Consider the following 26,504-nt stretch of genomic DNA (forward strand, 5'->3'; position numbering starts at 1 on the left):
AATACATTTATAATACACTATAAATATCTTCAAAACATGCGTCTAATTTCCTTCACCAGCTGCTGTATCTCGAACGCTGCTTTGGATTCCTTATCTAATTCGATAACGCTAACACCCTCCGCATATGCTTTTTTAAAATCAATACGGTTATGTATAACCTGTTCCAGCAAATCAAAATGTTCCGGAGTTTGCGATATACATTTTTTCAGCTTATTAACCATTCCCTTGCTGCGACTGTCGGCATTATTGATCACCACGTTAGTTTTAAAATCGCTTTTATATTCCCTGCTGGCCTGGCGTAAAACCTTTTCGAATGCCTCTAAGCCGAATAGTTCCACCTGTGAGGGGGCAACCGGGCTTATGAGGATATCCGCACCGACGAGAGCAAGCCTGTTTATATCACTGTCAAAACCACCAGAATCGACGATAAGTATTTCCGACTGATATTTACTATAGATATCTTTTAATTCTTCCAGCGTCTTCGCCGTAAAGCAATTCAAAGGGGTATGACCGTTCGCTTTTCTCAATTTGTTAAAATTAAGACTGCCCTGCAAAGCATCAAGGTCTAATAGCGGTGCATCAAATGCTTGTGCAAGATTTGTACTAAGAGTAGTTTTGCCGACCCCGCCTTTATAGTGCGTGACATTGATAATCATCAAAGCAACTCCTTTATAATATATTTATAATACCCTAAAAATACCTTTAATATTTATTATAAAGGTATTTAAAATATATTGTCAAGTAAACGACAATGATAAAAAAAACCGTCACAGAATAATTGTGACGGCCTAAGACTTTAACATTTTTTTCCACCAAGGTTTGGCAGACTGATTGCGGCGTTCTTCTTGAATGGCCCGAATAGCCTCCATAAGCTTCTTATCGCGCTGATCGGAACGAATCTCCATATCCTCCCGGAAGTTTTCAAGTTCCTGTTGTACAGCTTCCCGCACCGCATTTTGAATCATTTGCGCAACCTCAACCGGGGAAAGATGCCGTGTTACAGGTATTGCTTCTAAAGTAGTAGCAGCGGCTTGTACAGCGCCCATAGGTATCCACCATTGGCTCATACCCTTTCCACGGTCTTCCCAAACTGCGGGAAGTTCGCCGCTCTGTATGCGTTTACGAACGGTTTTTGTGCTAACACCAATGACTTCCGCTGCTTGTTTGATGTTATAATGGTCTTTCATAGCTCATCCCTCTTTTGTAAAATATTTCCATTTAAGTATACCATAGGTAAGACATGCCTGGAAGAATGGAAAAACCCTTAGAAAAATTTCTAAGGGTTTTCTGCTCCTATAAACCGGCTACAGTCTATTTTCCGCATTCTGATTGTTTCGTCAGGAATTTCTAATAGAGAAATGATTTTAGGCACTTCTTCTCTAGCTTGATACATAAGTACAAAGGTATGGTAATCTCCATAATTAGGTATATTGACGCTTCTTTTCCTCGGTTCTTTATATTTAATATCCAACATATTTACTAAATACCTACTTATCACATCTAGTACATTTTTTGCGCCTTCAAGTTTTACAATAGCATTCTTACCGCTGCTCGGTTTTGTTATTGCTGCTTTAGTGTAACAATATCCCCTGATAAACTCTAATTGATTTATATCCCCTTGAGGGTATTGTCTATCTTTATCACGCCGACTTGTCCATCCTAATTCAAATATTCTTTTGACAAACTCATTACCTGGTGTAATTCTAATTGCGTATGTATTATTCCGCTTATGAGGTTTAAAAGACCCTATTTTTTTGGAGATCAAAAATAGTAACTTTTTATCATGATGCCTAACTAATAGCCTTTCGTCATGAGATTCCGCGCCACAAAAAGAGCCGCAACCCCAAACAAATCCATAAATCCAATCCAAAGAAAGAGTATGCATTTTATTCTCCCTAAAAATTCCTTAAACCAGAAATATAGCGATATACTTTTAAAATCCTTTCTGCATTAGGATCATTTCTTTTCCATTCCGGAATCAAGCTTGATAGTGCTGGGATAGAGTATTTATGCTCCATGTCAGTCATAATCGCCGCCAGGCGTCCATCATCATCCCTGGCAATTCTTGCCCGTTCAAGATATTTTTCAAGTTCAGACATAATATTATCCATTAAATCACACACTTTCTGAGTTTTCTTTAATGCTTCCCTGTACAAGTTCAATAACATGCTCATAGACCGCAATCTGGCCGCTTTTATAGCCTTTATTCCAATCGTCTTTTCGTTCCTCTTTTTCAGATTCCGACTTCAAAAATTCGAGTATACTTATCAGCTTTTTACCGTCTATCATGTTTCCGTCCACTTTTATCCCTCCATTTCAGTTTGACCGGCTGCGCCTGTCAGCGCAGATCCGTGCCAAGTGCCTGTCCTTATACAATATCTTGTGCTGCCGGCAGCTGCGACGGATACAAGATATTGTGTCTCTCATTCAACCCTATTTTGACTTTGCCGCTACCAGGTGTTTTCGTATCAATATTTCGGCACTTTTTGCTTTCTCCTGGATCATATTTAAATAGTCTAAGGCGCTTTCAAATTTCCCGTTTTTTACATCCTCTTCGATGCGCTTCACCCTGGCGCAAAGATATTCCGTTTCCCATTCCCGGCTAATATCCAGCATTTTAATCATCCTTTCTTATTTCGTTCTATTTTGGGGTATAAATTGCTTTGGAAACACGAAATCCTGCTCTTTCTTAATGCATCCTAGAGGGTATATTCTTCCGCAACAATCACATTCTAAAGAAACACCACAATCATAAATTTTTCCATCTTCCCCTTCTTCAACACCAGTGAAAAATTTATTAAGTTTCAAAGGACTACCGCAAGCATTACACTTTAAAATATTTTTTTCGCAATTCATATTAACCCTCCGTTTCTATTTTGACGTTAAGTGCCGATCCTCGCTGGTGGCTCCGGCCATGCGCGGCAATGTAAGCCAGGTTGACTACCCCCAAGTCGTACTACTAAAAACCTGCTGCCAAGTCTTTCTACCGTTTTTCAACAAGTCTACACGAAGATAATCATTTTCACGTTTTACTGAAATATACTCAATTTCAAACTCAGAACTATTTGCTTCACGATAATTATTTCAAAAAGAATCAAAAGTCTTTTTATCAGAATCACTTAACCGGTTATAACCTTTAACCATTAAATATCCTCCAATCCATTTTGTCACTATGCAGGAATTTAGCTTTTTCCCCAGAAGTAATAAGGTTTCTCCCCACCCCTTGCTGGTTTGATTACTATGATTTTGTTTTTCCGAAAACGTCTCTATAGGCTCTAAATATAAACCTTATAAGTACAAAATTTAGAAACAAGATGATCCACTTCTTAGCGCCCTGGGCGCGGCCGAAATATATAGTCAAACTGGCTGCAGCCGATCACTGTCAGCCAGTTTGACTATTTGTCCGATTTAGGCTCCTCATTTGAAAATACAAATAACAGTACGCCGCTTATACCTATAATTAAACTAATTGTATTTGCATAAGGAAACGAAAAACCAGAAATCATGCTTGCCAATGGCATTGCAAGTGCCAGCATGATTAAATTGATACCATACCGTTTTGCTTTTTGATTGTATAGTTTAACAAGATCGCATAACTTCATTATTTATAATTCTCCTTTCCCGACTCTGAGCCAAACCAGCGGCACCGGCTGCATCCTGGATGCCGATGGCGATCCGCTCCGTGATCGCGGCCATGGCCGTCACCGCAAGCCAGTTTGACTATGTACTATTTTCTTGAAAACACGTATTTTCCTGTTATTTTCCTTTAAAAAGCTATAGTCAATTATTTTCAATTGGGAACAGTTTTATCCCTTTATATTCTTCATTTAATCGTTTAATAAGTCCTTTTAGGTTTACGCCGGGATAGGCTCCCGGCTGGCCTTTATGAAGTTTTATTCTACCGGCTCCGTTTGCCCCCGGAAACAATGACCGGCATATCGCCAACCCTCCGGGCTATTTTTTAAGGTTGAATAGGTAGCCCGCCATTTTCCGTCTTTATCCGGGTTATGGCTATATGGCTCGCCCATCTGGACACATTGCCCATTCATACAAGCCGGGGGCAAAACATTTATAAAATAGTCTACAAATTCCTCGTCTACCAAGTCGCCAACCTCTAAAAAGCTGTCCAAATCGCCTTCCCAATCCTTGTAACATTTCACTTTGAAAACCTCCCATAATTTAATTTGGTCGTTGTACTGATAAGCAAAGCCTTTATTTCTATCACAAAAATCCTTTGCCAAACGCTCACTAACTAATGCAATCATTACTCTGTTCCTCCTTCGCCGGTATAACGCCCCGGCTGGCTTATTTTTATGTTTAGGCTGTAATCTGGTTGGCATTCTTTTTCTTTTCCGCAGTTTTTACAGTCTCGCTGCCGTACATATGCCGTATGTAGTCCATATCTTTGATGCCGCTGGACCTTCTGACTTTCGCTTCCTCTGGCCGCCAGTACCACATCTTCTTTTTCCTGGCAAAAAAATAACCGACTTCGTTTAAAGCGTCTTTATGCTTTTTCGTTTCACCTGACACCCATATCCAGGAGCCGCATATTTCAATTTCCAAACCATCCAAATTTATAATTCTGTCTATCATTTCGCGGAAACCGTCATTTAGATTGTATTTGCTTTGTCCGTTGGCATCAGTGACATTTAACTTTTTAAAAAGAGCTTCATATTCAGCGTTTACGGCTTTCATTATCTCGGTATCACCGCCCCGGTCGGGATGATATTTAAAGGCTAATTTTCTATACGCTTTTTTCAGTTCGTCAATGGTGCTGATATTCTGGAAATACATTTCTTTTCGTCCTCCTTGGCAGGGTAAGCGATACAGGAAAAATAAAGAATTACAGTAGTAATAATGGATTGGGACCGTTCCCCCTGCAGCTGTTTTTTTGTTGAGGTCCTTATAAAGTCCGGAGGTGCTTTTGCAAGGGCCGACTGCAGGGAGGTACATTTTACCCTTGCAAAAGCAAGCCGCCGGATTTTATAATGGCCGGTCAAAAAAACAGCAAATTAAAATAGCCTTTCGGCGCTTTTCCGAAAGGCTTCCATCAGTATTTTTTAATTATTGGTTAGCTGACGACAGTAGTACAGTAGAGTAGTATGGCAGTAAATACTTGAATATTTTTTTAAAAATGGGTACAATATAAATAAAAGGACTGACGTGTTGGAATCACGCCAGCCCCAGGTTGTTAACCTGAACGGTTAGCCTGGAATATCGGGTTATCGAAATAACCGCTATCCTTGGCCGGGAGCGGTTATTTCTGCTTTATGATTAAAACAACAAGCGTTGCGAATGCTATCATAAGATAGATGGCCTCGAATGTTGATATCATAATCACCCCCTTTCTACAAAGGGAGTGCTAACCGTTCCCTAACAACCTGAAAATATTATAGCATATTCTACTTTGGTTCGGTCAAGTTCACCGTAAAAAAGCCTGCTGGATTTGTGTGTTTGTGGACAGCTAACGGCTCCGGCATAGCCTACGCCTACCTGACCACAAGCCACACAAGCTCCACAGGCTCGACGGCGACTATTTTTTTATATCTCTTTTCTTAAAAACCAAGGACAGATAAAACCAACAAAAAACACACGCAGCCAGGACCCAAGGATAGTTTTGCGTTAGGGATGGACGCCCGAAGGGTCAAGACAGCGTTTTTTGCTGGCTTGATTCACGACAGCCCGGCCCAACGGGAACGCTCATATAGGGAAATGTAAAACCATCAATGTCCGATAATAAGCGATTAAGTAAACTATGAAACCCAGGACTTCCGCGCCTTTGCGGTACCCTGGGTTTTTATATGCTGTTTATACAGTTTATACAGTCCTTTTGTGCATGTTTTATACAGAATACTTGTATATTTCTATCATTCGGCCATTGTATTTCCTTCAATATCTATACCCTATAAACTGTTTATAAATTTGAACAACAAATTTCGTTGTTCAGACGTTAATTTTCCTGTAGCTTGCAAAAGTCTATTCAGTTCGGGGTCAATGGTTTGCTGTTCATCGGCAAAGAATTCAGCCAAAGAAAATCCCAAAGCGGTTATGATGCGTTCTAATATATCGAATGTTGGTTGGTTATCATTATTTTCGATATGGCTTATAGTAGCTTGTCCGACGTTAGCTTCCTTGGCAAGCTTGGTCATGCTCATACCTTGCTTTGTTCTTAAATCCTTTATTTTTAGTCCAATATTCATAAATGCACCTCAGAAAATATTCTTATATGAATTATAGCACAAAAAAATTTGATATAATTATTCAATTTTGAATTGACAACCCATTCATAAATGAATATAATTGTAATCAAAAAATGAAACGGAGGTAATGAGTATGGAAATATTGGCACAAAGATTATTAGCACTTCGTGAAGCCAAAAACTGGTCACAAGCTGAGTTAGCGAAAAAAGCCAGTATTCCGCAAGGAACTATCAGTAAAATCGAGCAAAAAAAACTTATGCCAAGGGCAGACACTTTATTGAAAATTGCTGTAGCCTTAAATAGCACAACATCATATCTGCTTGGAGAAACAGCAGCATAAGAGGGAAAATAAATAATATGTAGTACTATATAGTACATATTATTTATAATTATATTTTCTCTATCCATATAGGAGATGGTTCAGTTTGAATACACAATTACTGCTGGATTGGTTGTATGCAATGATAGATAGTTTGTCTCAATACCCTAGTGATGATATGTATTCCGCTGGGGCGAGAAAAACATACCAAACTATAATTGATCTAATTAATGCAGGAGCTTTTGAAAAATAAAAAAGTGACGCTTTACAAATTATATAACTAGAATATAATAAAAATTAGACAAGACCTTATTGAAACGAACTGGGGGGTTCGTTTCAAATTCTCAGATAGTGCCTCTGAGAAGCAAAAACGCTCTGCTCACACACCGGCAGGGCGTTTTTGTTTAAAATACTTGAAGGGACCGCTTATAAAAGTTATATATGTTTTCTATTTTTTGACACCCCCGGAATTCTGCTTAATGCAGGAGCCTTTGTAAAAATAAAAAAGCCGGTAATCCTTAACGTACAGGATTACGGCTTTTTCCTCGCTAAAAACTCCTTAGCGTACAAAATCTGCATAATGTTGGTGCTCTCTCCGGCCTTCGGCTCCACAGGCACTATAGGATAACGATTTTTACCTTTTCCTTTTTTTACCGGGGAAAGGAACCGCTGAACCTATCGGCCTCTCCTCTATTCCTACCGCTTTGTCTCCCTTGTTCCCTATTTTTTCACAGTTAACAGGGTATTCTAACCGTAAAAACTTTCTGTATGCTGCTATCATTTCCTGTGCCTTCGGGTCAAGGGTTAAGTCTGGATTAACCGGACACTTATCCTCGATATCACCAACCAGGTAGTCATAACTTATATCAAAAAATCTTCTAATCCGACCAAGGGTTTCTATATCTGGCTCACCACGGCCATTCATCCAATTATAAATTTGATACCTGGTCACGCCTAGTAAATCACTTAGCCGCTCAGTAGTAAAACCAGAATTATTGACCAATAGCCTAAAACGAGTATTAAAATTATGCATAACGACGACCCCTCCAAAAAGCCAGTAAAAGTTATATATGTTTCCACATTTTTGACACTACACAAAAGGACTTTTCTCTGCAGGACCGAACGAAGAAAGACCCCGAACCTGTAAAAGTTATATATGTTTTCTATTTTTTCACACCCTAATGGAGGAGAAGCTCGTCCCGCGAAAGCCCGTAAGAGTTATATATGTTTTCTATTTTTTCACACCTTACTTTTGGTTCAAAAATAGCTTTCACAGTTTTGATAATAGCCGTTCTTTCTTTACCGGTTTCTTTAAGCTTATAACGTAGTTCCTCCGCGGTAAAACTACTAGGGATAGCTTCTAGTATGCCTAGGGTCCTTTTGTCGCCTGTAACGGCCTTCTGGACAGGCTGAAATTCCCATTTGAGTTTAATTGTCTTTGCTGCTTTACCAACTTGGTAGCTTCCTGACCGTTCGATAATGCCCTTTCCGGATAATTCATCTAAAAAACGGCGATAATTTGTATAACTGCTCCAAGAAATCAGCCTGTCAGTATGTACATTCACAGCTTCCCGTTCCTGCCTCGGGTTTATATACCTTACTAATTCGCCCAAGAACTTCATGCGGGGCAAATTGCCTTCACATATCCGGATTATCGCCTCTATATCAGGCTTTGTAAGGTACCCGTGGTGAAGATTATGAATTGCATCCGGATAAACCCTGGCAAGGTCATAATCATTCCAAATTCGCTCTGCCTGGCGCATAATTTCCTTTTGCACTCGGGCCGGATTCCGTTTTATCTCTTTACTAAGGCCATTATGCTTTGTACGAATCCATCGAAAGCACATAACCATAGCATCCTGGATGTCTATATTCATTCGCCAAAGAGCATATAAAACGCAAAATTGGGCTTCGTGGCGTGAACTAGGCGAATCAAGACCGTGCTCTAAATAATCTAACCCTCGTTTATAAGTATTCGCATACACTCTAAGCGGCTCTATTTGAAAGGGAAGTACTGTCTGTTGGTCTGTTGGCGCTTCGGCCAGTTCATATTCGTCCAATTTATTAAACCAATATAATTTTTCCTCGACGGTGGTTAATCCACCATGATTATACATTGGCGTATCCGCTGGACTAAAAGGCAGACGAAAACATTTTGCCGCTTTCGGATAAATTTCCACTGCCCGTCTTGCCGCCCAGGGCGTAAATACATCATTTAAAAGCCGAACCGTTGGCGGCTTATCATTGTATACCGGCCTAAAATAAACGTGATAGCTATTTAAGTTTTCACTCCGGCAAACCATGCTATTTGCCTCATTAAGGCCAATCGCTTCCCGGATATAAGCAACCTTGTCGATTGGTGCATCGTCAATATCGATAACCCCAAAACTAGGATACCACGGCGCTACCGTAGCTACTGCATATTGGCCTCTTAAATGGGCCTTTATCGCCGGATCAGCCAGCGATTTATTTTTTGTCTTCCAGGTCTTACCTGGCTGTTTTACTGCATATTTTGGGTGTCGTTGCACAAAATAAGATAAATATTCTGCCGGAATAGCACTATTAGAATTAGACTCACTTTCTGCTAATAACAAAAAATAGCCGCTCCTTTCTAATTACGCGGAGTGGCCTCACATTGTTAAAATTCACTTACTGGACTTGCATACCCTCACAAAAAGATGGTATAATAAGCCTAAGTGAAATAGTGAGGCCATAAGTGAATAGTGAGGCCATAACCATAAGGCCCACAGGCACCACTCACGCGGCACCCGAAAGTCGACAATCTTGCCAGGACGACGACTACGGGTGTTTTCGTTTTTTTATTTTCTTTTTCGCTTGTCCTATGATTTAGTTTAGCATATTTTAACAAATCCGGCTAGACGTTTCTGTACATTATTGTTTCCCCCTGGCAAGGAAACCGTGTATTAAAGTCCGATATATGGTCCCCGCGGTTGGCTGTTCGAATCTCGCCTTTGGCCTTTTGCAAACTCTTTCGTGCCCGCCTCCAACTTGCGATTCGCCCGCAGCTGCGTAATCTCTTGATTCATACGGCGCAATGTTTCTCGACAAAACTCCTTTATATTGTTCTTGGATCGCGCCGGTCCCGTGTTTTTAGGAATCAAAAAATCATCAGAAGTCAACCTATTGGCAAAATCACTAATCTGTGTTTCCATTTTTTCCCGATCATCGGTAAAAAGTTTAACTTCATGCCTGGCTCTCGAAATATCTACATAGTAGCTGTTCCGGGAGTTTAATTGTTTTTGGGCAGAATCCAAATTAATAATTGCCCGATCTTCGGTAATCCCTTGCGCTTTATGGGTTGTCATGGCATACCCGTGGTCGATTTTATTATATTGGTTCATATCAATATCTAACGTTGTCCCGTTAGAATCAACGCTTAACATATCTTCCCGCATTTCTTTGATAAAACCGACTTGCCCATTACGGACCCCTAGATTATTGTCATTTTGCAAAAAGATAATCTTATCATCAACTGAAAACTCCCGGTTTAACGTATGTCCCCGGCCATCTACTACCTGGAAAAACTGTCCTGGTAAGAGTTGGCCCATTTTTTTTAATTCTCTCCGGACACCGTCATTCAGCGTTTTTCGGTCCCGATTATCGGCGGTCAAAATAACCGTTTTATTCCGTTCTTCCTGGGGGAGTACCGTAAATTCCTTTACAATCGCCTTCATTCGGTCTTTCCGCTTTTCAATAACCTGAATGTCTTTATCAATTATTTTAAGCGACTTGTAAACATCCCCTAATACTGCCTCTTTAACGCTTTTTAGCAGTTCGGTTTCCTTTCCATCCTTTTTTTGCCGTATTATATCATCTATTTTTACGGTCTCAATTCGGTGCCGCTCTATAAAGTTAGTAAAAGAATTTCCCACGGCAACCGGCAATAGCTGCTGCTTATCCCCGATAAATACCACTTTGGCATCTTTGGCTTTTGCTGCCAGCATTAACGGTCGCAACGTTGCATTCCCCACCATACTGGCCTCATCTACAATCCAAACCTCTCTTTTCCCGCCTGGTTTCAATCCGTCCAGCTTCCACTCTTGTTTTTTTGTATAATCTTCCTCCGGATTTCTGTTCCCGGCCTCTTTTTCAAGTTGATTCAAAAAACTGTGAATCGTCTTGCTTGGTATATGCGCGTCTTTCTGCAACCCCTCCGCTGCCTTCCCGGTAAAACACGCGCCTTTCACTTCGTAGCCTTCCGCTTCAAAAACCTGCCGCGCATAATTCAGCATATGGGTTTTTCCGGTCCCGGCTAGTCCCTGGATGGCGCAATATCGGTCTTTATTGGATGCCGTGAATAATACAGCCTCCCGCTGCTGTCTACTTAAAAGTGCGGTTCCATCTTCCGCAACGGCTATTTTATCTAAAAATTCCTTGGCCTTGGGGAAAGCTATGCCTTCCACTTGATTTTTCCCCTGCGCTACTTCCTGAAAAATCTCTTGCTCCAGTTCGTAATTTTTCGTCGTGCAGTAATACTCGTCCGGGTCTTTTTTATTATGGCGCTTGCCTAAATGTAAAATCTCCTTGCCAATCTCCTGACGAAATAAGTCTCGAAATTCTTCTTCCTTCATACCTAGGCCAACGCCAAAAGCCAAAACCGCTTTCTTAAAGAACTGTTCTTTTACCGCAAAATAACGATGTGAAATATGGTTTATAGCTTTATCAAACTCGGCTTTAAATTGCTCTTGTGTCGGCAGAATCGGCTCAGAAGCCTTTTCAAGTTGACTCTCGGCTAATTCTATCAGGGTTTCTTTCCAAGATTCCATCAATTTGCCAATATCCCGGTGCTCCTTGGCCTGGCGGGTTAATAGCGCCGCTTTCTCTGCCGACTGCGCTGAATTGGCATCCCATTCTTTCAACTTCTGCACGATCTCGGCCCGCCGGTTTGAAAAATGCTCCATTGATTTCTGCGATATTCCGGCCAATTCAAAAAAGCCTTTTTCGTGATCTGTTGTAGTAACTGCATACCCCTTTTGCATTACCTCCCTGGCTAATGTATTTCGATACAGCTGCCCGTAAAGAATTTTGTTTTCATAGATAGATTGATTATCCACGGCATAATACTTGCCGTTATATTTTGTCTTATTTAAAATCACGCAATGGGTATGCAGCTGAGGATCAGAGGCCCGCGACACGTAGTGATTAAAGCGGCCACAAATCATATTGCCGGTTTTAATATGCGCTGTCTCTTTATTACTGGTTACGCGGGCGCCGATTTCCTTCTGCTCAATTTGCGCCAAAATAGCTTCCACCGCTTTATTATGGGCCTCTAACATATCCTGCCGCGTCTGGTCATTCATGCACATAGCAATCGACACGCTTTTCGGTGCCGAAAAGCAAAGGTCGAAACCGGCCCGCTCTTTTCTCTCGTTGATAAGCCGATCAAAATCCTGCTTCTCTAGTGTGTCGGTTAATTTTAAATCCTCTTTAAGCTTGCCATACCAGGAATTATCCCGATCTCCCATACGAGCATAATAGCCGTCTTTATCATAGTAAGAACCGGCCTGCTGCGCTCCTACATTGCTGATCGAAAGCATATTAAGCCTCCACTAAATACTGACTAAATCGAATTTATCAGCCTTTTTCTCAGCCTCTACAGGCTTGTTAACTTCTTCTTCCGCTACCACAGTTTCCGGCTCTGGGGTTGTAGCAAGCGGCGCAAATTCTCTCATAACAAAATGCGGATACCGGTCTTTATAAAAAATACGCGGAACTTCTATATGTGAGATACCAAAATTAGCAATATTGATAATCGCTTCCAGGTCCTCTTGTGTCTGAAATTCGGTAGGTATAATCAGCCTTTCCGTGCGCTCTTGCTCGGAAAAACTCTTCCGGTCTCCCATTTCACTTGGACTCATTTGGCGGGACTGCATCATTTTAACAAGCTGCTGCTCTCCAATAGCCTTTGATAAAAATTCGGCGGTTTCCGGCTCCCTGATCCGGAAAGTAATATTGGTATTGAAGTTATTAAAAAACGATTTCAAATTCGCTTTGCCGTATTGTTCTTCAATCCGTCCAAGGTCTTGATTGGCACAGATTAAACAAGCTCCCTTTGACCGGCCCACCGTTTCTAGTTTCAGAATCGAATTCATCTTGTATAGTGTCCCTAGTTCATCGATGATAAAAAAGATTCGACGATTCAAATCATCGGGCAACGACAACGTTTCCCGGATCATCGTATCAATCGCCAACGTCATTAACGGCTTAAAAATGGTTTCGTATTGTTCAATATTCAAGATATATAAATTAGGCTGCGGCGTATTGTTTTTGCTTTGCCGGATGAATTTTCTAAAACTAAAATCTCCATCTGTATCAACCAGGTAGCGAAAAAATTGTATCCGTTCCTGCAGAATTGATACGATACTGGCCGCTGCCGGTGAATCCCCTTTATCAATATGCTTTAGTGCGCCTCTCTCACTTAACGGCAATGTCCGGAAAGCGGCCTGAATTTCTTCCAGCGTTTGCGAAAAGAATTCCCACAGGTCTTTATTGCGGGTCTTGTTATTCATCTTTAAGTAAACCAAGCCGGTCCGAAAAACGTCCTTCGCGCAATTATACCAGTATTCATCTTTCGGGTCCGACGATAAATACAGACTCTTGGCTATTACATCGTAGTCCGGCAATATCTCCAATTCATTAAAAATATTCCAGCCTAACGATCTGGCATCAAACGGGCTAAAGATAAGGTCTAAGTCTTCCCGATATTGTTTCGCTGCAAATTCCCCTTTTAGGTCGTAAAAAATACATCGGTCGCCGGTTTGATTCTGAACCTTCCGTTGATTAATTTGAGCCGCCAGCTGGTTTAATAACACACTTTTGCCGGAGCCTGCCGTACCTAATATTAAAAGATGTTTCGGCTCCATTTCATAGGGTAAAATAGTGTCCCCGATTTTTAATGTACTCAGTGGATTTTTTTCAGCCTCTTCGGCTAGTTTTTTATTTAAAACTGCAATCGGAGTAACCTTTGCCCCGCGCAAAAACTTTTCATCCTCAATTTTTTTAGACGTTGAGATAAAAATAACGAGATAGAGTACCGTCGCTATATATCCTAAAAAAGAGAGGTAAAACCAATGATGCATTTTTTTCTGAGTGTTTTTATAGGCATTGTCAGTAAGCCAATCTACAAAGTTCCGGTATACATCAACCGGCAATTTTGTATTATTCTTGGCATACCCCTGCAACTCTGGTTCGACGGGTATATAGTTGCCGCTAAATACGCCCCCAAAGCCGGTATAATACTTAATTGCAACCGTAGACGGCATTTTAGTTTGGGTGCCTACGACATAAAGGTTATTAAGACCGCCCTGTATCCCGTATAGCCCAATTAATAAAATCATTACTTGTATAGTCAGCCCCAAAATGAAGGCCCGGACTATCATCTTAAAATACATACTCACATCTGCCCAAAAAGCCTCATGGGTTTGGTAGCCTCTCATCCCTGGTCCTCCTTAAACAGCTTTTCGGCTTCTTCAAGCGTTGCCTTGTAGAACTTAACGGCAAAATCCTGGTCATTGGTCTGCTCGGCTGCAGCTAACAACCCAAGCTTAGAATTCACATAAGATATGCGTTTGAGGTAGGTTAAATCGTTATTAATTCTTGTATAAAAATCCATCTTTGCTGAATCAAGTGAAGAGGAAAGACCGGCATCAAGAAGATACTGGGATACGGATTTTTCATTAATTGCCGCCAATTTTTCTATCTGCAATTTCTGTGCGGCAGTAAGATAAACCCGGATTTCTGCATCTTTCGATTTTCTTTTAGGCATGTTTCCACATCCTTATATACGGCTGCTTTAAAATAAGTTATGGCGCTGGATTTAACCAATCGTATGCTTACTAGAACGGCTATAGGACGGCTGCTTAAACTCCGCGCCATAACTGGCCTGACGGCATATTCGAAGAATTGCGTCAGGTGTGATCGAATTTGCGCAGGAAATTCGATCACGGGAATTAGTCGTATTAGCGTACAATTCCGCGAGAATACGTTTTGTTAAACACTTTCTCATTTGCCCTTATTTTTGATAATTGGTCTTGAATCTTTTCTTTTTGGGATATAACATTATCTAATTTTTTTACATTGCCACGAATAGAAATACTGGCATCAAGAGTTTTTACGCGACTAGCGGCCAGATTAATTTTCTCAATTTCCTTTCTTTGACCGCCAAGACTTTCCCGCTGAAACTTAATTGCTTGTACTCTTCTTTGGTCAATTTCCTGTTTCTGCATCTGGTCTTTCACATAGTTATTAACGAATTGTTTTGCCTCCGCAGTTTTTATATAACTCTCTTTTTCAATTGCCAGCTGTTCCTGTTTGGCAATCACAGCTGCCCGCCATTTAGTAAGCCGTTCCGCTTCCTGCGCCCAGGCGCTTTTTTTACCGAATTCGTAGAACCTGGGCGCAGGGGTAGAAACATGTTTATTCAATGCAGCAGTATATTCCTGGCCTTCTTTAGCAAATTCTCTCTCTTGCTGAGAAATGGATGCGTTTTTTAGATATTCCTCTCGCCCTTTTTGTTCTAACTCCGACTTGTTTAGCATTGGCTGAGAGTATTTTTGCTGCATAATCGCCAATGTATCATTGATCCGGTCTATCTGGTCCTGGTGCTGCAATATTACGGTTTGCAACTCTTTTATACTTATCTGATTGACCTGGTTATTTGGCTCTTCCCAAAAAGTAGGCCGGTTGACGGTTAATTCTTGGGTATGGCCTATTTCTTTCACTAAGTCCATGTATTTCTCATGAAGTCTCTGGTCTATCTCTTTTTCAAACTTATCTCCTAATGACCGCTGCGCTTCTTTTAAATACCTTTCCTCATGATTGTTTCTTGCTTCCAGATACGTTTGATAACTTATGTCTTTGCCGAATTTTGACTCTAAAATACGGGCTAATTTATCCGTCTCACTATGGGCATAATTATTTGAGTCGCGTTCTACTGGCTGAAACCGGTAAAAAGAGAATTCGGCTTTATCCGGAGTAAAATAAACCAGACTATTTTCCTGCCATTTTGCCACTTCCTCCGGATTGTTATGAATGCCTGGGTTTTCTATCGCATGTCGCTGGAAAGCGTGTCTACCTTCATGAATAACGGTATCAGTCGCTAAATATTGAAAACTGTACCCGTCTTGGGGATCATCAAGAAGAAAATTGGAATTGATTATTATTTTGTTGTCCATTCCTTGATATACCCCAAAACACGTACCAGGTAAATCTTTAATCTGAACAATCGCCGGTTTTCTTCCCTGGCGTTGAGCATACTCTATTTCTAATTCTTGATAGGCGAGAATGCGAAGATCCCGTGAAGCTTGTTTCCAATTCGATTCATGTAGAACGTCTGGATAAAATAGGTACTCATCCATCTTTTAAGCCCAACCAAAAAATGCTGCTGGCGTAGCGGCGAATTTTTTTGCCAATTCCGGCTCTTGTAGAAATACATCCATAGTCATTAACGCTTTTATAAATGAGCTATGTTCTTTCTCAATAATTTGCTTTATCGTGATACCCTCAACATTGATTTCATCGGAAACAGACCTATCTATTAACCAAGCGTCTAATGTCTTCTGTAATCGCTCATCGAGTTTATATATATTTTCTGCTGATAAACTAGCTGACCACGCGGGATAACCGCACTCTTCAAGCAAAATTTTTTCTAATACCTCTTTATCGTATTTCAGCATTTTTATCGCCATCCTTCTTTTTGTGAATAAAGTAGATAGGGTTTAATGAAAACCCCCTAAACCAGACCCCTTTCCCTTTTGAGGAACAATATTACCCTCTGCATCATGTACAATGCCTGTGTTAGGATTTTTTGTATATCCTGGCGGTAATTCACCATTCGTATTACTATTTGGCTGCTCCGTATTCTTTTTTTGCTCTGTTTGGGTCGGAGTATCCTTGGCGGGCGTAGGTGCCGGAAGCGTATTCTGAAGTTGCTGCTGCGGTGCTTCTTTTTGCCCAAAGAAACTACAACCAGTAAATACAAACGTTAACATCGTCACTACTAATACTAAGGCATACCATTTTTTCATTTTCTCATTCCTCCGTTTTCCATTTCTTATTTTTGGCTCCATAATATAAGCGGATCAGCGTATTCCCAACCCCCGTTTTGGGTCGGAACCCAATATTCAAGATGTAAATGTGGCCCTGTAGAATTCCCGGTACTGCCGATCAGCCCTATAACCTCTCCGGCTTTCACTTTTTGGCCGGCAACAACAAATAGTTGGGAACAATGGCCGTATAATGTGTATGTATTATCGGCATGGTGTAAGATGATTGCGTTCCCGTACCCGCCTTTCGGCCCTGCAAATACTACCTCACCGGAAAAAAGCGCCGGAATTGGATCACCATAGTTTTTTGCAATATCTATCCCCGTATGAAAACTGTACTCCCCGGTTATAGGATTGATGCGCGGGCCAAATGTTGAAGTAATTACAAGCGGATCAGCATATACAACACTCATACTCAGCAAGGAACAGCAAAGCATCATAAATATAATAATTTTCCTCATTACTAAAAACCCTCCTTTAATACCCAAATTGGTTTCACAATCGCCCGAATTTGAGACGTTGCCACATCCCCATAGTACCGGCCATCAAACGAATTTGGTATGTCGGCTGCTACTGGCAAAAAGCGCCCTGGGCGAACTGTATGAACGCCGTGGTCTTGTGGCAAAGGCAGTCCTGCCGTATCCGCTTGAAATACCGGACCAATATAACTGTCATTAATAAAGAAACCATAGTTACGAATTTCAAACTGATCCCCTGGTAGTCCTTCCACTCTCTTAATCAAGGGAATGTTCCGGTCATACCAGGAACGTCCTTCTATTTGGTTTGCAATGCGGTCCGGCAAGTCAAAAACAACGTATTCGCCAATCCCGACAGTGGAACCTGGCACAACTTTATAGATGCCTATAGGGACGCTGTTGGTGAGATTAAAATAATACTGCTTTTGTAACTTTGCTCCAAACGTAAAATTACAAAGCCAAAGAAGAATAACGATTCCTATCCCTACAAGCGGCCACAAACGACGTAATTTAATCCTGGTCATGATATAATATCGGCTTCATACCGCCGCCTTCGTGACTTTCGGATGGTATTACTTGATGTGCCTGACTGACCGTTGCATGAGCGTTTCGCGCCGATCCCAAAATGGATGCTCCTTTACTTCCTAAACCAGCTCCACCGGAGCCGCTTGAACTATTGCCTCCCAAAACCGGCGGCATTGAAGAAACGTTGCCGGAATCTCCTGCTGTGGTTGTTCCCGTTCCCCCGGCAACACCGCCGGAGCCGGTAGAACCGCTCGAAGTATTTCCAAAGCCCCCGCCGCTTCCGGATGCTCCACTACCTTTAAATAAATTAGCCACTCCACCAGCAGCCGCTTTTACTCCCATACCGGCCCCGACCGCTGCCGCCACCCCTGTGATTACAGCTCTTGCCGCAGCGCCTGCCGTTAACGAGGGAGATCCGGCCATATACGCAGAAGCTAAAGAAGGAGCCTGCCAAGCTAAAAAGGTTAAAGCCATGGCCTTCGAACACAATACAGCAACGTCTTCAAATTCTAAAGTCCCAGTCGAAACCTTCCAAGTTTCCAATTGAGAAATCCCAACACTTAATATAAGTGTCAAAACAGCAAGTTTTACACCGAAGGCTATAATTGTTCCGATTGCCTTTTCACCAATAAACGCTGTATGCCGATTTACACTAAACGGCAGGAAAGCAACGGCTAATGTACCTATAATATAGAATTCTAGTACAGTAACAAACATTTGTACTGCAAGAATAAAATAGCAGATTAATGTAAGGAAAGCTAACGCCACATCACTCAATGCGCCCATAACAGCCCCCAATGCCGCACCATTAGCAATCGCTACAACATCGGGAATTCCCCCGGTATAGGCAGCAGACCCTCCCGCTTTTGCACCAGAAACCGCTGCACCGGTAAAAGAATGAAGAACAAGCAAGAACATCTGTAGGCCCCGATTCACGATATAAGAAGGGTCAGTCAGAACAGATTCGCTTACTCCACCGCCTCCGGCTATTGAACCAATCATGAAAAAGCTTTTTAAAATTAGTGTTACCAGTGATGAATACGTTGTAATAAACCAGGAAAACAATCCATAGCGTATAAAGCGCATCATCATTGCTTGCAAATGGTTGCCTTCCTCTAAATTAGAAAGAAAAGCCCAGGCAAGGTCCATAGCCATTAGTATACCAATAAGACTAAGCGCGGTTGTTTGTAAATTCCCGACTCCACTCTCAAATACTAATCTAAAAGCCGTTAACATGTCTGTCATTTTTACTCACCCCCCCATCAAAATCATAGGTGCAATTGTCAGCAACACAAACCATACAATTACATACCCCAGGAACACCTTTCTGTATTGAATTAAAAGATTTTTTCTAAAATACGAAATGACCAATAGCGGCAAAATTAAAAATATGAACATGAAAAAAAAGAGGCTATCAAATGGGTACGGCAGGGGAAGTTTCCCCCCGCCAAACCCTGCAAAATAGGGTGCAAACGCCAATGTCACTATAATGGTATTTCCAGCCATTGCTTTTAGGCATTTCTTCTTACTCCATTTATGACTGTACATTTCCCAAATCCGTAAATAGAAATAAACGTTTGCGGCTACCCAAATAAATATCAATAGATTCATTTTCATTTATTTAAAATCTCCCAGCCCCGTTCCTTGCCCTTTACTTGGCGTTGTAGTAGATTTAAAGGCAGTCTGCGCCCAGGCCGACGACGCGTCTGCCGATTGTTGCTGCTGCAGCATATACTGGGTTTGTGCTCGGTTGCTCATTGTTAAAATTTGCTGCAGCCTAAGCATATTCTGAATTTCCAGCGCCGTCAGCTGGTGCCCTATCTGAGCCGCTTGTAATGCTCCTTTGGCGCTGGTACTGGATTTCATAAGGTTAACTAAGTTTTGTTGGTCATCATCCAATTGCACTAACAGCCCTTGTGATTTCATAGCATCGTATAAGGCATTATCAGTATTGGTAGATAGCTTTTTATAAGCCGTTGTATAATCGGTTGCTGAAATACCGCCATTTAGATTCTTAAAGTCCGTATATTCCGAATCCCACGCCTGCTGCGCATTCGTCCAGTCCAAGGTAAGGCCCTTTTCACTCTGCCGGAGTTGCTGCAGTGTTTGTAATGAATTTTGTACCGAATTAATTTGGCTTGTCATGGAACTTTGGTCTAAACTGGATAAATTTTGTAATTGAGCCTGCAAGCTTTGCAGGTTATTCAGCGTATTTTTCACCTGGTCAAGGTATGACGCATTCAACCTGGTATTCAACGTACTATTGACACTGGGGTCATATACCACCATCGCGAATGTACGTGGTGCCTGCATAGCCACCAAAAAAGAGATTACCAATAAAACTGACCCAATCTTTTTCATGAAGCTATTCCCTCCTGCTTATTGAACTTTTGTTTTTCTTTGCAGAAAATATCGTACTCTACATCTAAATCTTTGTAGCGTAACCACGCCTCATTAAAACCTTCCAGCCCAAATTGTTCTAACAGTTCCATTGCTTTTAATTGGTCTTCCTTCCCACTGGCGGCACAATAGGCCAGTGCAAACCGTTGCAGAGCCAGGTCGTAAAGCCTCGACCCTTCCGTCGATTTTAGGTAATACTGTCTTTGAGGCGTTGCCTGTGAAATAATTTCAATTTCCCGCTCGTTGAGACCAAAGCTACGGTAAAGGTCCCGCATATGCACTTGAACTGCGTTAGGGTTTGGCAGATAAATTTTTGTCTTGCAAGAATCTATAATGGTTGGCGTAATTTTAGATCCCATAATATCGTCTAAACTCTGAGTTGCGAAAACTACAGATACTTCGAATTTCCGCAGGGTTTTGAGCCAATCTCTGATTTTATCGGCAAATATCTCATTATCCAGTAAACGCCAGCACTCATCTAAAATGAGGATAGTTGGCCCGCTCGCTTTCTTAAACCGTTGCTCCAAACGGTGAAATAAATATGACAGCGCCGGTGGGACAGCGGCAGCAGTCTTCATCAGTCGCCCCATTTCAAATACTTGCCAATTTCCATCTTTAAGATTATCTTTGGCTCCATCGAATAACTTACCAAAGGACCCTTTCAGAGTAAGTGGCTGCATAACGTCCCGCAAATGTTGAGATTCCTGAATCATACTACAAAAGTCAGTAATGGTACGTCTCTCTCTCTGCGCGGATGCCAATCGATGTAAAGCGTTCATGACAATCTGTTTAACTTTGGTGTCGATTTTCTCGCCCTCGCCGCGCATAAAATCATAAATCCATTCAGAAGCCCAAGTTAATTCGTCTGGATCGTCAATATCAGCCAGCGGCTGAAAAGATAGCGCCGAACCATCCGTGGCAAGGTCATAAAAATCGCCGCCTACACCAGCAGTCAAGACGCGAATGCTGGCATCTTTATCAAAGATAAAAACATTTGCATCCTTATACCCTCTCCATTGCGCTGCCAATAATGCAAGATGCACTGATTTGCCTGCGCCGGTCGGTCCAATTAGCATAGTATGGCCTACGCCTCCAACATGTAAATTCAGACGAAACGGCGTATTGCCAGCAGTTTGAGTGGCTAATAAGGCCGGAGCCTTTAGGTGCCGGTTAATGGCATGACCGGCGAAAATAGCAGATAAAGGAAACATATGCGTTAAGTTTCTGCTAGAAAGCAGCGCCCGTCTGACATTCGCGCGAGGTACGCAAGGGACACTGCCCAGCCAGGCAAAGGTAGCATTAAAGGTTTCTTTGATCGTGGTGAAATTCAGGTTGTTAATTGTCTTTTCTATTGCCAGTACCTTTTTTTCAGCCATTCTTTCATCAGGGTCCATAACCACGATGCAAGAAGTAAAATAGCCTAAGCTAATTTCATCATTGGATATTGCATCATGGGCATCTGACGCTACTTCGGATTTACTAACCGCATCCTTATTAATTTGGGATGTTTCCCGGCCAGAAAGGCTTTCTATAATAAACGACAGCCATGATTTTCTTAAATTAAATAGTTTTCTTGCCCAGCTTTTCGCTTCGGACATAGCCTCCATTTTATCAAGGGGAATAAACCGTGTAACCCAGCGATATTCAAAGTTTAGGCGATTCAGAGCGTCAAAAATACCGGGGGTAGATGCACCGGGATACCCTTGGATGGTAACTACCCGAATGTGCTGATCGCCAAGCATAGGCTCCAAACTAGGCAGCAGAGGCTGATCGGCAATATAAGAGTCGATAAACATGGGTACTTCCGGCACCGCTACTTTGTGGCGCTTGGTTGAGACCGTGGAGTGCAAATACGTTAATGTTTCCTCATCCGTTAATTCCCTGGCTTCCGGCATTGCTTCGGCAAAAATAGCGAAAAACCGGTTTACCTCCACAAGAAAATCATTTAGTGTTTCCTCTAACATTAAGTTTTTCTTTCTTTGATTTTTAGGCTTGGTAATAAAGTACCCGGATAAATTTTTCATCTTGTCAGGCGGTGGTAGCCAACAGAGAGTAAGGTAACTATCACTTTCGTAATGATTGCCTCTACTGAAATAGATGCTTCGCTCCTTATCTATTAAGTGAGTTACTACATCCGGAAAGGTCTTTACAGGATATTCAGCTGCCTTTTTACGCTGGGCTTCGGTGTAAATAACCCAGCCGCTGCCTAACCTTTTAAAACAGTTATTTAAGCGGGTAGAAAGAGCCGTTAGTTCCTCTCTGGTGGCACTATCCAGGTCTGGTCCACGAAATGCGAATGTTTTTTGAAAAGAACCGTCTTTATTCAATATCACCCCAGGGGCACATAGCATTACCCAAGGCAATAAATCGGTTAGCCGGTCGGGATTAGAGCGAAAGGCTTTGACCTTATAGGTTAAGTTATTAATTTTAGGAAGCAGCGTATCAACGCTTGGGCTTTTCTTCGCTTTCTTCTTGATAAACACTATTGAGATTCCTCCCTTCCAACCTGGTTAAACCAGTCCTGCGCCTGAAAAGCCATTTACTAAACATAATAATACTTTTTCATCCGGACGTACTGCTGCCAGCCCTCAAAGAAATAAGGGTCTTTTTTGGCTAAATGTCTACCTACCACATGAATCACAAAACAAAACGGCAAAATAAGAAATGAATGTAAGCCGATGGCAAAAGCGGATGCAATAGCCCCGTTCAAATAACATAACCCCCGTGGAACACCCAAAATCAGTATCGGCTCCGTAAGGGAACGATAAATGGGTTGTACAAAACCATCACCCATAAGAATTCGCCTCCTAAACTACCTCTTCCAAAACATACTCACCATTCACAAAACCTTTTACATGGGCAATTTCTTTAACTTTTCGATTGCCAACGCGGTCTTTTTCAATAAAGATAATTAGGTCTATAGCCTGGCCGATCATCCGCTGCTGCGGCGATTTGCTTTCCTCCGCGATAAGGTCTTCCAGCCGGTACAATGCCTCCAGGGCGCTATTGGAATGGATTGTGAAAATTGAGCCTGGATGGCCGGTATTCATTGATTTTAACAGTTCAAGCGCCGCTCCATCGCGCACCTCACCGATTACGATCCGGTCAGGCCGAAGGCGTAGTATGGATTTAACTATGCGCCTCATCGGCGCATACTCCGTTGTCCGGAGAGTAATTTTATTTGCTGCTGTGCATTGCAGCTCTGCCACATCCTCCATAGTGAGCACACGCGCCTCGGTCTTAGAAATCTCGGCCAGGATTGCATTAGTTAATGTCGTTTTCCCCGAACTGGTCCCCCCGGCAACACAAATGTTTTCCGGGGGGTTGCCATATACAGCCTGCATAATCCGCTCTTTCTGCTTGGAAGTCATAATCTTCTTTTCTACATAATTATCAAGTGAAAACACCTGAATGGCTTTTTTGCGGATACTAAATATATGGCGTTTTGCAGCCGGTGGAATAATCGCTTCAAAACGGGCGCCGCTTTTCGGCAGTTCTGCACTCAAAATCGGATTTTCCCGATTGCATTCACTTTCGGTACTGCTGGCCACAACGGAAATAATTCTTTCAGCTGCCGCTTCGTCCAGTTCCTCTTTAGTATCCACGCACCCCACGCCGAGACGGTCGATCCATATGCGCCCATCATCGTTTAACATGATTTCTACAATGTCGTCCGCATTATACAACCACTCTAAAATCTTGGGTCCTAATGCATCATCCAACATAGCGATCATTCGTAAATAAGTTTCGTCCAATTCGTTCAAAGCAGTCCCCCCGAACTAAAAGGAAATATATGGGTGTAAGAGCAAGTCACGCTCCACCATGACATTAAACAATCCACCGGGAGCCACCTCAATGGTTGGCTGTACATTAAGATTGTTTTGGGTTAACTTATCCGCTATGCTGCTAATATTAGCTGCTACCGTATCAGAGGCAGAATTATTGCTGCTGCTAATCCTTCCAACAGCATAGGCAAACGCACTACTGTATAAGGCGGCACCAATTAGTTTTCCCTCATGCTGGTTTACTTTGCCGGTCATGCCGGAATACCCGGATAAATCAGCCCCCGGCATTCCATCTAAGTCAAAACTGTCGCCATTCGGAAAAATCAATCGTTTCCAAGCAACTTGCACCCTGGATTGTCCATAGGTAACTTTCGAGTCATACGTTCCTACCAGCCTGGTTCCTTGGGGGATTAATAAGTATTTTCCGGAAACCGTATCGAATATGTTTTCCCGTACTTGGGCTATAACTACCCCTGGTAAATCCGAGTTAATTCCGGAAATTAGCGTAGACGGAATAACCGAACCTGCTTTCACTTCAAACGCTGATTTTGGGGAAGTAATTGCAGATTGCACATAAAATTCTTTATCGGTGGAAACCGATTTATTGAAAGTCCTTTTTTCATCCTGTAGGTTAATATCCTCGCCACCCATGCCGCCAGCGCCTGGGGCTATAATTATATTGGGATTGGTATTTTCATACCCTATGGAAACACCTATGGCAACAGGAACAGGGGCCATACTTGTATTGCCAATCCCCCCAAAACGAACGGGACTTTTCCTGGTATCTTGGCCAACATTATTTGGACTGTTGCCTATATTGCCGCGTTCTCTATCCGGAATCGACGGAACGGGGAAACCGCCAGGGTAGGTATTACTGTTCGCAGGATCGACTATCGTCTCTGGCTTCTTATTAACAGCCGCTTTTTTCTCTTGTTCATATTGGGGCATATCATCATATTTTTTAGGACCTTCTAAAACCTTTGCCGGAGGTGGTGTAGGCTGCGCTTCATTTTGCTTTTGCGAAACAGCTGCAGCTGGGTTTTTCGGCGTTTCGTTGCTGGAACGATAGACAAACGCCATTAGACTGCCGACAAAAGCAATTAAAAATAAAGCGGTAAAGCCAAAAACTAATTTTTTATTGATTCTAGTCCCTTCCGGGGGATCTTCTTTTAGTCCAAACTTTCGGTTATTATCAACAATTGCCATCGGTTCTGTTTCTTTCATAGTAACTACCTCCTTTTCTCATCCGGCACAGCCTTAATTATTACCACATCCTTACCGCTGACCAATTCCAGTTCATTGCAAATACGGTCTACGATGAAATAACCCTGGCGTATGCGGTAATTGACTAATTGCAGATTTTTTCCCTCTTTAACAAATAGCACCGGCATGGAAGATTGCTCTGTCTTCGGTCCCAATTTTATATAGGTTTTACCCTCATAATCATAGACATTAACCGGCTTCCAGAGGTAATTCTTCTTCGCCTTGATTTTATAATTTCGATTCATCTTGGTAATGTCGGTTGGTATAATAGTAATTTCGTCTTCCAGTCTTGCCAGCGCCCTCTGTCTAGCAATTTGCTCATCTTTGGGGTAACTCCATTGGATAATCCCGTTGTACCAGTTTGCTGAACACAGCATAAGCCGGTAGGTTCGCCGGTCTGTGGAAATAATTACATTTGTATTAATATTATCAGCAGTTGGCTTTATAAATAGGCTGTATTGCGTTGGTCCATTATCATTAGTAGTCAATGCCTGTTCAACCAGCCAACTGGATGTATCCCCGCCGAACATAGCCCGGATAGTTTCCCCCGGCTGCAGTCTGACTTCCGTCAATCTCTCCGGCGTTGTGTAAACTTTGTAAATATCATCCTGGTCATAGACAAATTGAATGTCTTTATCCTGAAAACTAGCAGCGTCCTGGATTTGTTCTGCATGAGCAAGAGGTAATATAATAAAGCTGCAGAACACTATTAAAGAACAAACTAACTTTTTTAAAGATTGTTGCCTCATCAGCTCACCCTCCTAAATATCTGGCGACCATGAAAAATCCGCGATTTTCAAACCCAGTGGATTATTTAAAATATCCTGTTCCGTCTTTGGCGGATCAGTAGCGACGGTAAATAATCCCGTCATATTCCGAGTGGCCTTCCGTGTCCCGTCCTTGGCATAAACAACTTCCGTCCATCTAACCTGATAGGTATTTCCTGACGAAGGTACCGCGCCAAAACTGCGGACGGTTACTGCTACCGTTTCTTTTCCTAACTTGGCAGATGGATCTTCATCATTCATGATTTGGTTCATTTTATTGGCAGCTGCCGGCCGTAAATAGGCATAGGATGCCTCCCAATCCTGGGTAGTTCTCACAGGATCAAGCGAAATTGACCGGATGTTTTTCACAAACTGACAGAGAAAATAATTGATTTCTCTTTCTCCCGGCTTAAAATTGGTTTCCCTTGCCGGACCGACAGCTTTAGGAGCGCCCTCGCTATTCAACTGGACAACATACGGAATAAAGGAACTTCTGGACCCCATGTATACGTTTCCGGCTATTGAGAACCCAAGAAAGACAAGCACTGTAAAAAAACCAATCTTCCAGCTATATGCCTCTACTTTGGCGCTACCCAATAGATGGTCCCAAATTTGTTTTGGGGCATCGTAGGGGGAAACGGGTGGGGCATCCGGCTTGTAATCTTCCACCCGTGCGGTTAACTCTTTTGCACTCATCGCAAATTC

General features: G+C 42.1%; 34 protein-coding genes. 2 read left to right on the forward strand and 32 right to left on the reverse strand.

Annotated elements, in window-relative coordinates:
- Window positions 1-29: 29 nt before the first annotated feature.
- The 13 genes from LUCIF_RS18375 to LUCIF_RS18425 all read right to left on the reverse strand — a co-directional run bounded on the left by LUCIF_RS18375 (window position 30) and on the right by LUCIF_RS18425 (window position 6,200).
- Complete coding sequence (locus tag LUCIF_RS18375; protein ID WP_122629314.1) at window positions 30-656, reverse strand: nucleotide-binding protein; 627 nt, start codon at window positions 654-656, stop codon at window positions 30-32.
- A gap of 132 nt (window positions 657-788) precedes the next feature.
- Complete coding sequence (locus tag LUCIF_RS18380) at window positions 789-1,187, reverse strand: helix-turn-helix domain-containing protein (RefSeq protein ID WP_122629315.1); 399 nt, start codon at window positions 1,185-1,187, stop codon at window positions 789-791.
- 89 nt (window positions 1,188-1,276) lie between these two features.
- Window positions 1,277-1,885, reverse strand: a complete 609-nt coding sequence (locus LUCIF_RS18385) for a hypothetical protein (RefSeq protein ID WP_122629316.1) — start codon at window positions 1,883-1,885, stop codon at window positions 1,277-1,279.
- Between the two features lie 10 nt (window positions 1,886-1,895).
- Window positions 1,896-2,111, reverse strand: coding sequence for a hypothetical protein (locus LUCIF_RS18390; protein WP_122629317.1), 216 nt, complete (start codon window positions 2,109-2,111; stop codon window positions 1,896-1,898).
- A 4-nt stretch (window positions 2,112-2,115) separates the two neighbouring features.
- Window positions 2,116-2,301, reverse strand: a complete 186-nt coding sequence (locus LUCIF_RS18395; RefSeq protein ID WP_122629318.1) for a hypothetical protein — start codon at window positions 2,299-2,301, stop codon at window positions 2,116-2,118.
- Between the two features lie 132 nt (window positions 2,302-2,433).
- Window positions 2,434-2,616, reverse strand: a complete 183-nt coding sequence (locus LUCIF_RS18400; protein WP_122629319.1) for a hypothetical protein — start codon at window positions 2,614-2,616, stop codon at window positions 2,434-2,436.
- 15 nt (window positions 2,617-2,631) lie between these two features.
- Window positions 2,632-2,856 carry a hypothetical protein gene (locus LUCIF_RS18405; RefSeq protein ID WP_122629320.1) on the reverse strand — a complete coding sequence of 75 codons (225 nt, stop codon included), beginning with the start codon at window positions 2,854-2,856 and terminating at the stop codon, window positions 2,632-2,634.
- Window positions 2,857-3,395: 539 nt separating this feature from the next.
- Window positions 3,396-3,602: a hypothetical protein gene (locus LUCIF_RS18410; RefSeq protein WP_122629321.1), complete on the reverse strand. Its 207-nt coding sequence runs from the start codon at window positions 3,600-3,602 to the stop codon at window positions 3,396-3,398.
- A complete protein-coding gene (locus tag LUCIF_RS27070; RefSeq protein ID WP_279386973.1) occupies window positions 3,580-3,705 on the reverse strand; it encodes a hypothetical protein in 126 nt (41 codons plus the stop codon). Before LUCIF_RS27070 ends, LUCIF_RS18410 begins: the two co-directional genes overlap by 23 nt.
- A gap of 188 nt (window positions 3,706-3,893) precedes the next feature.
- The gene (locus LUCIF_RS18415) at window positions 3,894-4,265 is read right to left on the reverse strand and encodes a hypothetical protein (protein WP_207858035.1); all 372 of its coding nucleotides are present in this window, start codon (window positions 4,263-4,265) and stop codon (window positions 3,894-3,896) included.
- A gap of 52 nt (window positions 4,266-4,317) precedes the next feature.
- Complete coding sequence (locus tag LUCIF_RS18420; RefSeq protein WP_165866062.1) at window positions 4,318-4,794, reverse strand: J domain-containing protein; 477 nt, start codon at window positions 4,792-4,794, stop codon at window positions 4,318-4,320.
- A 463-nt stretch (window positions 4,795-5,257) separates the two neighbouring features.
- Window positions 5,258-5,335, reverse strand: coding sequence for a putative holin-like toxin (locus tag LUCIF_RS27390; protein WP_370745688.1), 78 nt, complete (start codon window positions 5,333-5,335; stop codon window positions 5,258-5,260).
- Between the two features lie 568 nt (window positions 5,336-5,903).
- The gene (locus LUCIF_RS18425; protein ID WP_122629323.1) at window positions 5,904-6,200 is read right to left on the reverse strand and encodes a helix-turn-helix domain-containing protein; all 297 of its coding nucleotides are present in this window, start codon (window positions 6,198-6,200) and stop codon (window positions 5,904-5,906) included.
- 133 nt (window positions 6,201-6,333) lie between these two features.
- Here LUCIF_RS18425 and LUCIF_RS18430 point away from each other — a divergent pair, with 133 nt between their 5' ends.
- Both LUCIF_RS18430 and LUCIF_RS26205 read left to right on the forward strand, forming a co-directional pair.
- Window positions 6,334-6,540: a helix-turn-helix domain-containing protein gene (locus tag LUCIF_RS18430; RefSeq protein ID WP_165866063.1), complete on the forward strand. Its 207-nt coding sequence runs from the start codon at window positions 6,334-6,336 to the stop codon at window positions 6,538-6,540.
- 85 nt (window positions 6,541-6,625) lie between these two features.
- Entirely contained in the window at window positions 6,626-6,772 is a 147-nt protein-coding gene (locus LUCIF_RS26205) for a hypothetical protein (RefSeq protein ID WP_165866064.1), read from the forward strand.
- Between the two features lie 381 nt (window positions 6,773-7,153).
- Here the strand turns inward: LUCIF_RS26205 and LUCIF_RS18440 are convergent, their stop codons facing one another.
- The 19 genes from LUCIF_RS18440 to trbF form a co-directional block, all read right to left on the reverse strand.
- A complete protein-coding gene (locus LUCIF_RS18440; protein ID WP_122629326.1) occupies window positions 7,154-7,552 on the reverse strand; it encodes a helix-turn-helix domain-containing protein in 399 nt (132 codons plus the stop codon).
- A gap of 145 nt (window positions 7,553-7,697) precedes the next feature.
- Window positions 7,698-9,113 (reverse strand): hypothetical protein, encoded by a 1,416-nt coding sequence (locus LUCIF_RS18445; RefSeq protein ID WP_122629327.1) that lies wholly within the window; start codon window positions 9,111-9,113, stop codon window positions 7,698-7,700.
- Window positions 9,114-9,443: 330 nt separating this feature from the next.
- Window positions 9,444-12,077 carry a MobF family relaxase gene (mobF, locus tag LUCIF_RS18450; RefSeq protein WP_122629328.1) on the reverse strand — a complete coding sequence of 878 codons (2,634 nt, stop codon included), beginning with the start codon at window positions 12,075-12,077 and terminating at the stop codon, window positions 9,444-9,446.
- A gap of 12 nt (window positions 12,078-12,089) precedes the next feature.
- Window positions 12,090-13,976 (reverse strand): type IV secretion system DNA-binding domain-containing protein, encoded by a 1,887-nt coding sequence (locus LUCIF_RS18455; RefSeq protein ID WP_122629329.1) that lies wholly within the window; start codon window positions 13,974-13,976, stop codon window positions 12,090-12,092.
- Window positions 13,973-14,305: a hypothetical protein gene (locus LUCIF_RS18460; RefSeq protein WP_122629330.1), complete on the reverse strand. Its 333-nt coding sequence runs from the start codon at window positions 14,303-14,305 to the stop codon at window positions 13,973-13,975. Before LUCIF_RS18460 ends, LUCIF_RS18455 begins: the two co-directional genes overlap by 4 nt.
- A 193-nt stretch (window positions 14,306-14,498) precedes the next feature.
- On the reverse strand, window positions 14,499-15,896 hold the full coding sequence (locus LUCIF_RS18465) for a hypothetical protein (protein ID WP_122629331.1): 1,398 nt from the start codon (window positions 15,894-15,896) through the stop codon (window positions 14,499-14,501).
- A 3-nt stretch (window positions 15,897-15,899) separates the two neighbouring features.
- Window positions 15,900-16,214, reverse strand: coding sequence for a hypothetical protein (locus LUCIF_RS18470; RefSeq protein ID WP_122629332.1), 315 nt, complete (start codon window positions 16,212-16,214; stop codon window positions 15,900-15,902).
- Between the two features lie 42 nt (window positions 16,215-16,256).
- Window positions 16,257-16,565 (reverse strand): hypothetical protein, encoded by a 309-nt coding sequence (locus LUCIF_RS18475; RefSeq protein ID WP_122629333.1) that lies wholly within the window; start codon window positions 16,563-16,565, stop codon window positions 16,257-16,259.
- Between the two features lie 26 nt (window positions 16,566-16,591).
- The gene (locus LUCIF_RS18480; protein WP_122629334.1) at window positions 16,592-17,044 is read right to left on the reverse strand and encodes a M23 family metallopeptidase; all 453 of its coding nucleotides are present in this window, start codon (window positions 17,042-17,044) and stop codon (window positions 16,592-16,594) included.
- Between the two features lie 2 nt (window positions 17,045-17,046).
- Complete coding sequence (locus tag LUCIF_RS18485) at window positions 17,047-17,583, reverse strand: S26 family signal peptidase (protein WP_122629335.1); 537 nt, start codon at window positions 17,581-17,583, stop codon at window positions 17,047-17,049.
- Entirely contained in the window at window positions 17,570-18,829 is a 1,260-nt protein-coding gene (locus LUCIF_RS18490; RefSeq protein ID WP_122629336.1) for a type IV secretion system protein, read from the reverse strand. The genes LUCIF_RS18485 and LUCIF_RS18490 overlap by 14 nt, the downstream gene beginning before the upstream one ends.
- Before the next feature lie 6 nt (window positions 18,830-18,835).
- Window positions 18,836-19,201 (reverse strand): hypothetical protein, encoded by a 366-nt coding sequence (locus LUCIF_RS18495; RefSeq protein ID WP_122629337.1) that lies wholly within the window; start codon window positions 19,199-19,201, stop codon window positions 18,836-18,838.
- Window positions 19,202-19,945, reverse strand: a complete 744-nt coding sequence (locus LUCIF_RS18500) for a TrbJ/VirB5 family protein (RefSeq protein WP_122629338.1) — start codon at window positions 19,943-19,945, stop codon at window positions 19,202-19,204.
- Complete coding sequence (locus tag LUCIF_RS18505; RefSeq protein WP_122629339.1) at window positions 19,942-22,467, reverse strand: VirB4 family type IV secretion/conjugal transfer ATPase; 2,526 nt, start codon at window positions 22,465-22,467, stop codon at window positions 19,942-19,944. The genes LUCIF_RS18500 and LUCIF_RS18505 overlap by 4 nt, the downstream gene beginning before the upstream one ends.
- Before the next feature lie 59 nt (window positions 22,468-22,526).
- Entirely contained in the window at window positions 22,527-22,778 is a 252-nt protein-coding gene (locus LUCIF_RS18510; protein WP_122629340.1) for a VirB3 family type IV secretion system protein, read from the reverse strand.
- A gap of 13 nt (window positions 22,779-22,791) precedes the next feature.
- Window positions 22,792-23,748, reverse strand: coding sequence for a P-type conjugative transfer ATPase TrbB (gene trbB / locus LUCIF_RS18515; RefSeq protein ID WP_122629341.1), 957 nt, complete (start codon window positions 23,746-23,748; stop codon window positions 22,792-22,794).
- A 15-nt stretch (window positions 23,749-23,763) separates the two neighbouring features.
- Window positions 23,764-24,993, reverse strand: coding sequence for a TraB/TrbI/VirB10 family type IV secretion system protein (locus LUCIF_RS18520; protein ID WP_122629342.1), 1,230 nt, complete (start codon window positions 24,991-24,993; stop codon window positions 23,764-23,766).
- A 5-nt stretch (window positions 24,994-24,998) separates the two neighbouring features.
- Window positions 24,999-25,781 (reverse strand): TrbG/VirB9 family P-type conjugative transfer protein, encoded by a 783-nt coding sequence (locus LUCIF_RS18525; protein WP_122629343.1) that lies wholly within the window; start codon window positions 25,779-25,781, stop codon window positions 24,999-25,001.
- 12 nt (window positions 25,782-25,793) lie between these two features.
- Entirely contained in the window at window positions 25,794-26,495 is a 702-nt protein-coding gene (gene trbF, locus LUCIF_RS18530; RefSeq protein WP_122629344.1) for a conjugal transfer protein TrbF, read from the reverse strand.
- Window positions 26,496-26,504: the final 9 nt, after the last annotated feature.

It is taken from the genome of Allolucifera butyrica, from assembly GCF_900476375.1.
Taxonomy (GTDB): domain Bacteria; phylum Bacillota; class Negativicutes; order Sporomusales; family UPPP01; genus Lucifera; species Lucifera butyrica.

Coding starts and splice junctions, on each gene's coding strand:
- LUCIF_RS18430 (WP_165866063.1), top strand. CDS start 6,334: ATGGAAATATTGGCACAAAGATTATTAGCACTTCGTGAAGCCAAAAAC.
- LUCIF_RS18465 (WP_122629331.1), bottom strand. CDS start 15,896: ATGGATGAGTACCTATTTTATCCAGACGTTCTACATGAATCGAATTGG.
- LUCIF_RS18410 (WP_122629321.1), bottom strand. CDS start 3,602: ATGAAGTTATGCGATCTTGTTAAACTATACAATCAAAAAGCAAAACGG.
- LUCIF_RS18440 (WP_122629326.1), bottom strand. CDS start 7,552: ATGCATAATTTTAATACTCGTTTTAGGCTATTGGTCAATAATTCTGGT.
- LUCIF_RS18520 (WP_122629342.1), bottom strand. CDS start 24,993: ATGAAAGAAACAGAACCGATGGCAATTGTTGATAATAACCGAAAGTTT.
- mobF (WP_122629328.1), bottom strand. CDS start 12,077: ATGCTTTCGATCAGCAATGTAGGAGCGCAGCAGGCCGGTTCTTACTAT.
- LUCIF_RS18405 (WP_122629320.1), bottom strand. CDS start 2,856: ATGAATTGCGAAAAAAATATTTTAAAGTGTAATGCTTGCGGTAGTCCT.
- LUCIF_RS18380 (WP_122629315.1), bottom strand. CDS start 1,187: ATGAAAGACCATTATAACATCAAACAAGCAGCGGAAGTCATTGGTGTT.
- trbF (WP_122629344.1), bottom strand. CDS start 26,495: ATGAGTGCAAAAGAGTTAACCGCACGGGTGGAAGATTACAAGCCGGAT.
- LUCIF_RS18480 (WP_122629334.1), bottom strand. CDS start 17,044: ATGAGGAAAATTATTATATTTATGATGCTTTGCTGTTCCTTGCTGAGT.
- LUCIF_RS27390 (WP_370745688.1), bottom strand. CDS start 5,335: ATGATATCAACATTCGAGGCCATCTATCTTATGATAGCATTCGCAACG.
- LUCIF_RS18470 (WP_122629332.1), bottom strand. CDS start 16,214: ATGCTGAAATACGATAAAGAGGTATTAGAAAAAATTTTGCTTGAAGAG.
- LUCIF_RS18415 (WP_207858035.1), bottom strand. CDS start 4,265: ATGATTGCATTAGTTAGTGAGCGTTTGGCAAAGGATTTTTGTGATAGA.
- LUCIF_RS18490 (WP_122629336.1), bottom strand. CDS start 18,829: ATGACAGACATGTTAACGGCTTTTAGATTAGTATTTGAGAGTGGAGTC.
- LUCIF_RS18390 (WP_122629317.1), bottom strand. CDS start 2,111: ATGGATAATATTATGTCTGAACTTGAAAAATATCTTGAACGGGCAAGA.
- LUCIF_RS18495 (WP_122629337.1), bottom strand. CDS start 19,201: ATGAAAATGAATCTATTGATATTTATTTGGGTAGCCGCAAACGTTTAT.
- LUCIF_RS18385 (WP_122629316.1), bottom strand. CDS start 1,885: ATGCATACTCTTTCTTTGGATTGGATTTATGGATTTGTTTGGGGTTGC.
- LUCIF_RS18375 (WP_122629314.1), bottom strand. CDS start 656: ATGATTATCAATGTCACGCACTATAAAGGCGGGGTCGGCAAAACTACT.
- LUCIF_RS18420 (WP_165866062.1), bottom strand. CDS start 4,794: ATGTATTTCCAGAATATCAGCACCATTGACGAACTGAAAAAAGCGTAT.
- LUCIF_RS18475 (WP_122629333.1), bottom strand. CDS start 16,565: ATGAAAAAATGGTATGCCTTAGTATTAGTAGTGACGATGTTAACGTTT.
- LUCIF_RS18460 (WP_122629330.1), bottom strand. CDS start 14,305: ATGCCTAAAAGAAAATCGAAAGATGCAGAAATCCGGGTTTATCTTACT.
- LUCIF_RS18425 (WP_122629323.1), bottom strand. CDS start 6,200: ATGAATATTGGACTAAAAATAAAGGATTTAAGAACAAAGCAAGGTATG.
- LUCIF_RS18455 (WP_122629329.1), bottom strand. CDS start 13,976: ATGAGAGGCTACCAAACCCATGAGGCTTTTTGGGCAGATGTGAGTATG.
- LUCIF_RS18510 (WP_122629340.1), bottom strand. CDS start 22,778: ATGGGTGATGGTTTTGTACAACCCATTTATCGTTCCCTTACGGAGCCG.
- LUCIF_RS18525 (WP_122629343.1), bottom strand. CDS start 25,781: ATGAGGCAACAATCTTTAAAAAAGTTAGTTTGTTCTTTAATAGTGTTC.
- LUCIF_RS18485 (WP_122629335.1), bottom strand. CDS start 17,583: ATGACCAGGATTAAATTACGTCGTTTGTGGCCGCTTGTAGGGATAGGA.
- LUCIF_RS18400 (WP_122629319.1), bottom strand. CDS start 2,616: ATGCTGGATATTAGCCGGGAATGGGAAACGGAATATCTTTGCGCCAGG.
- LUCIF_RS18500 (WP_122629338.1), bottom strand. CDS start 19,945: ATGAAAAAGATTGGGTCAGTTTTATTGGTAATCTCTTTTTTGGTGGCT.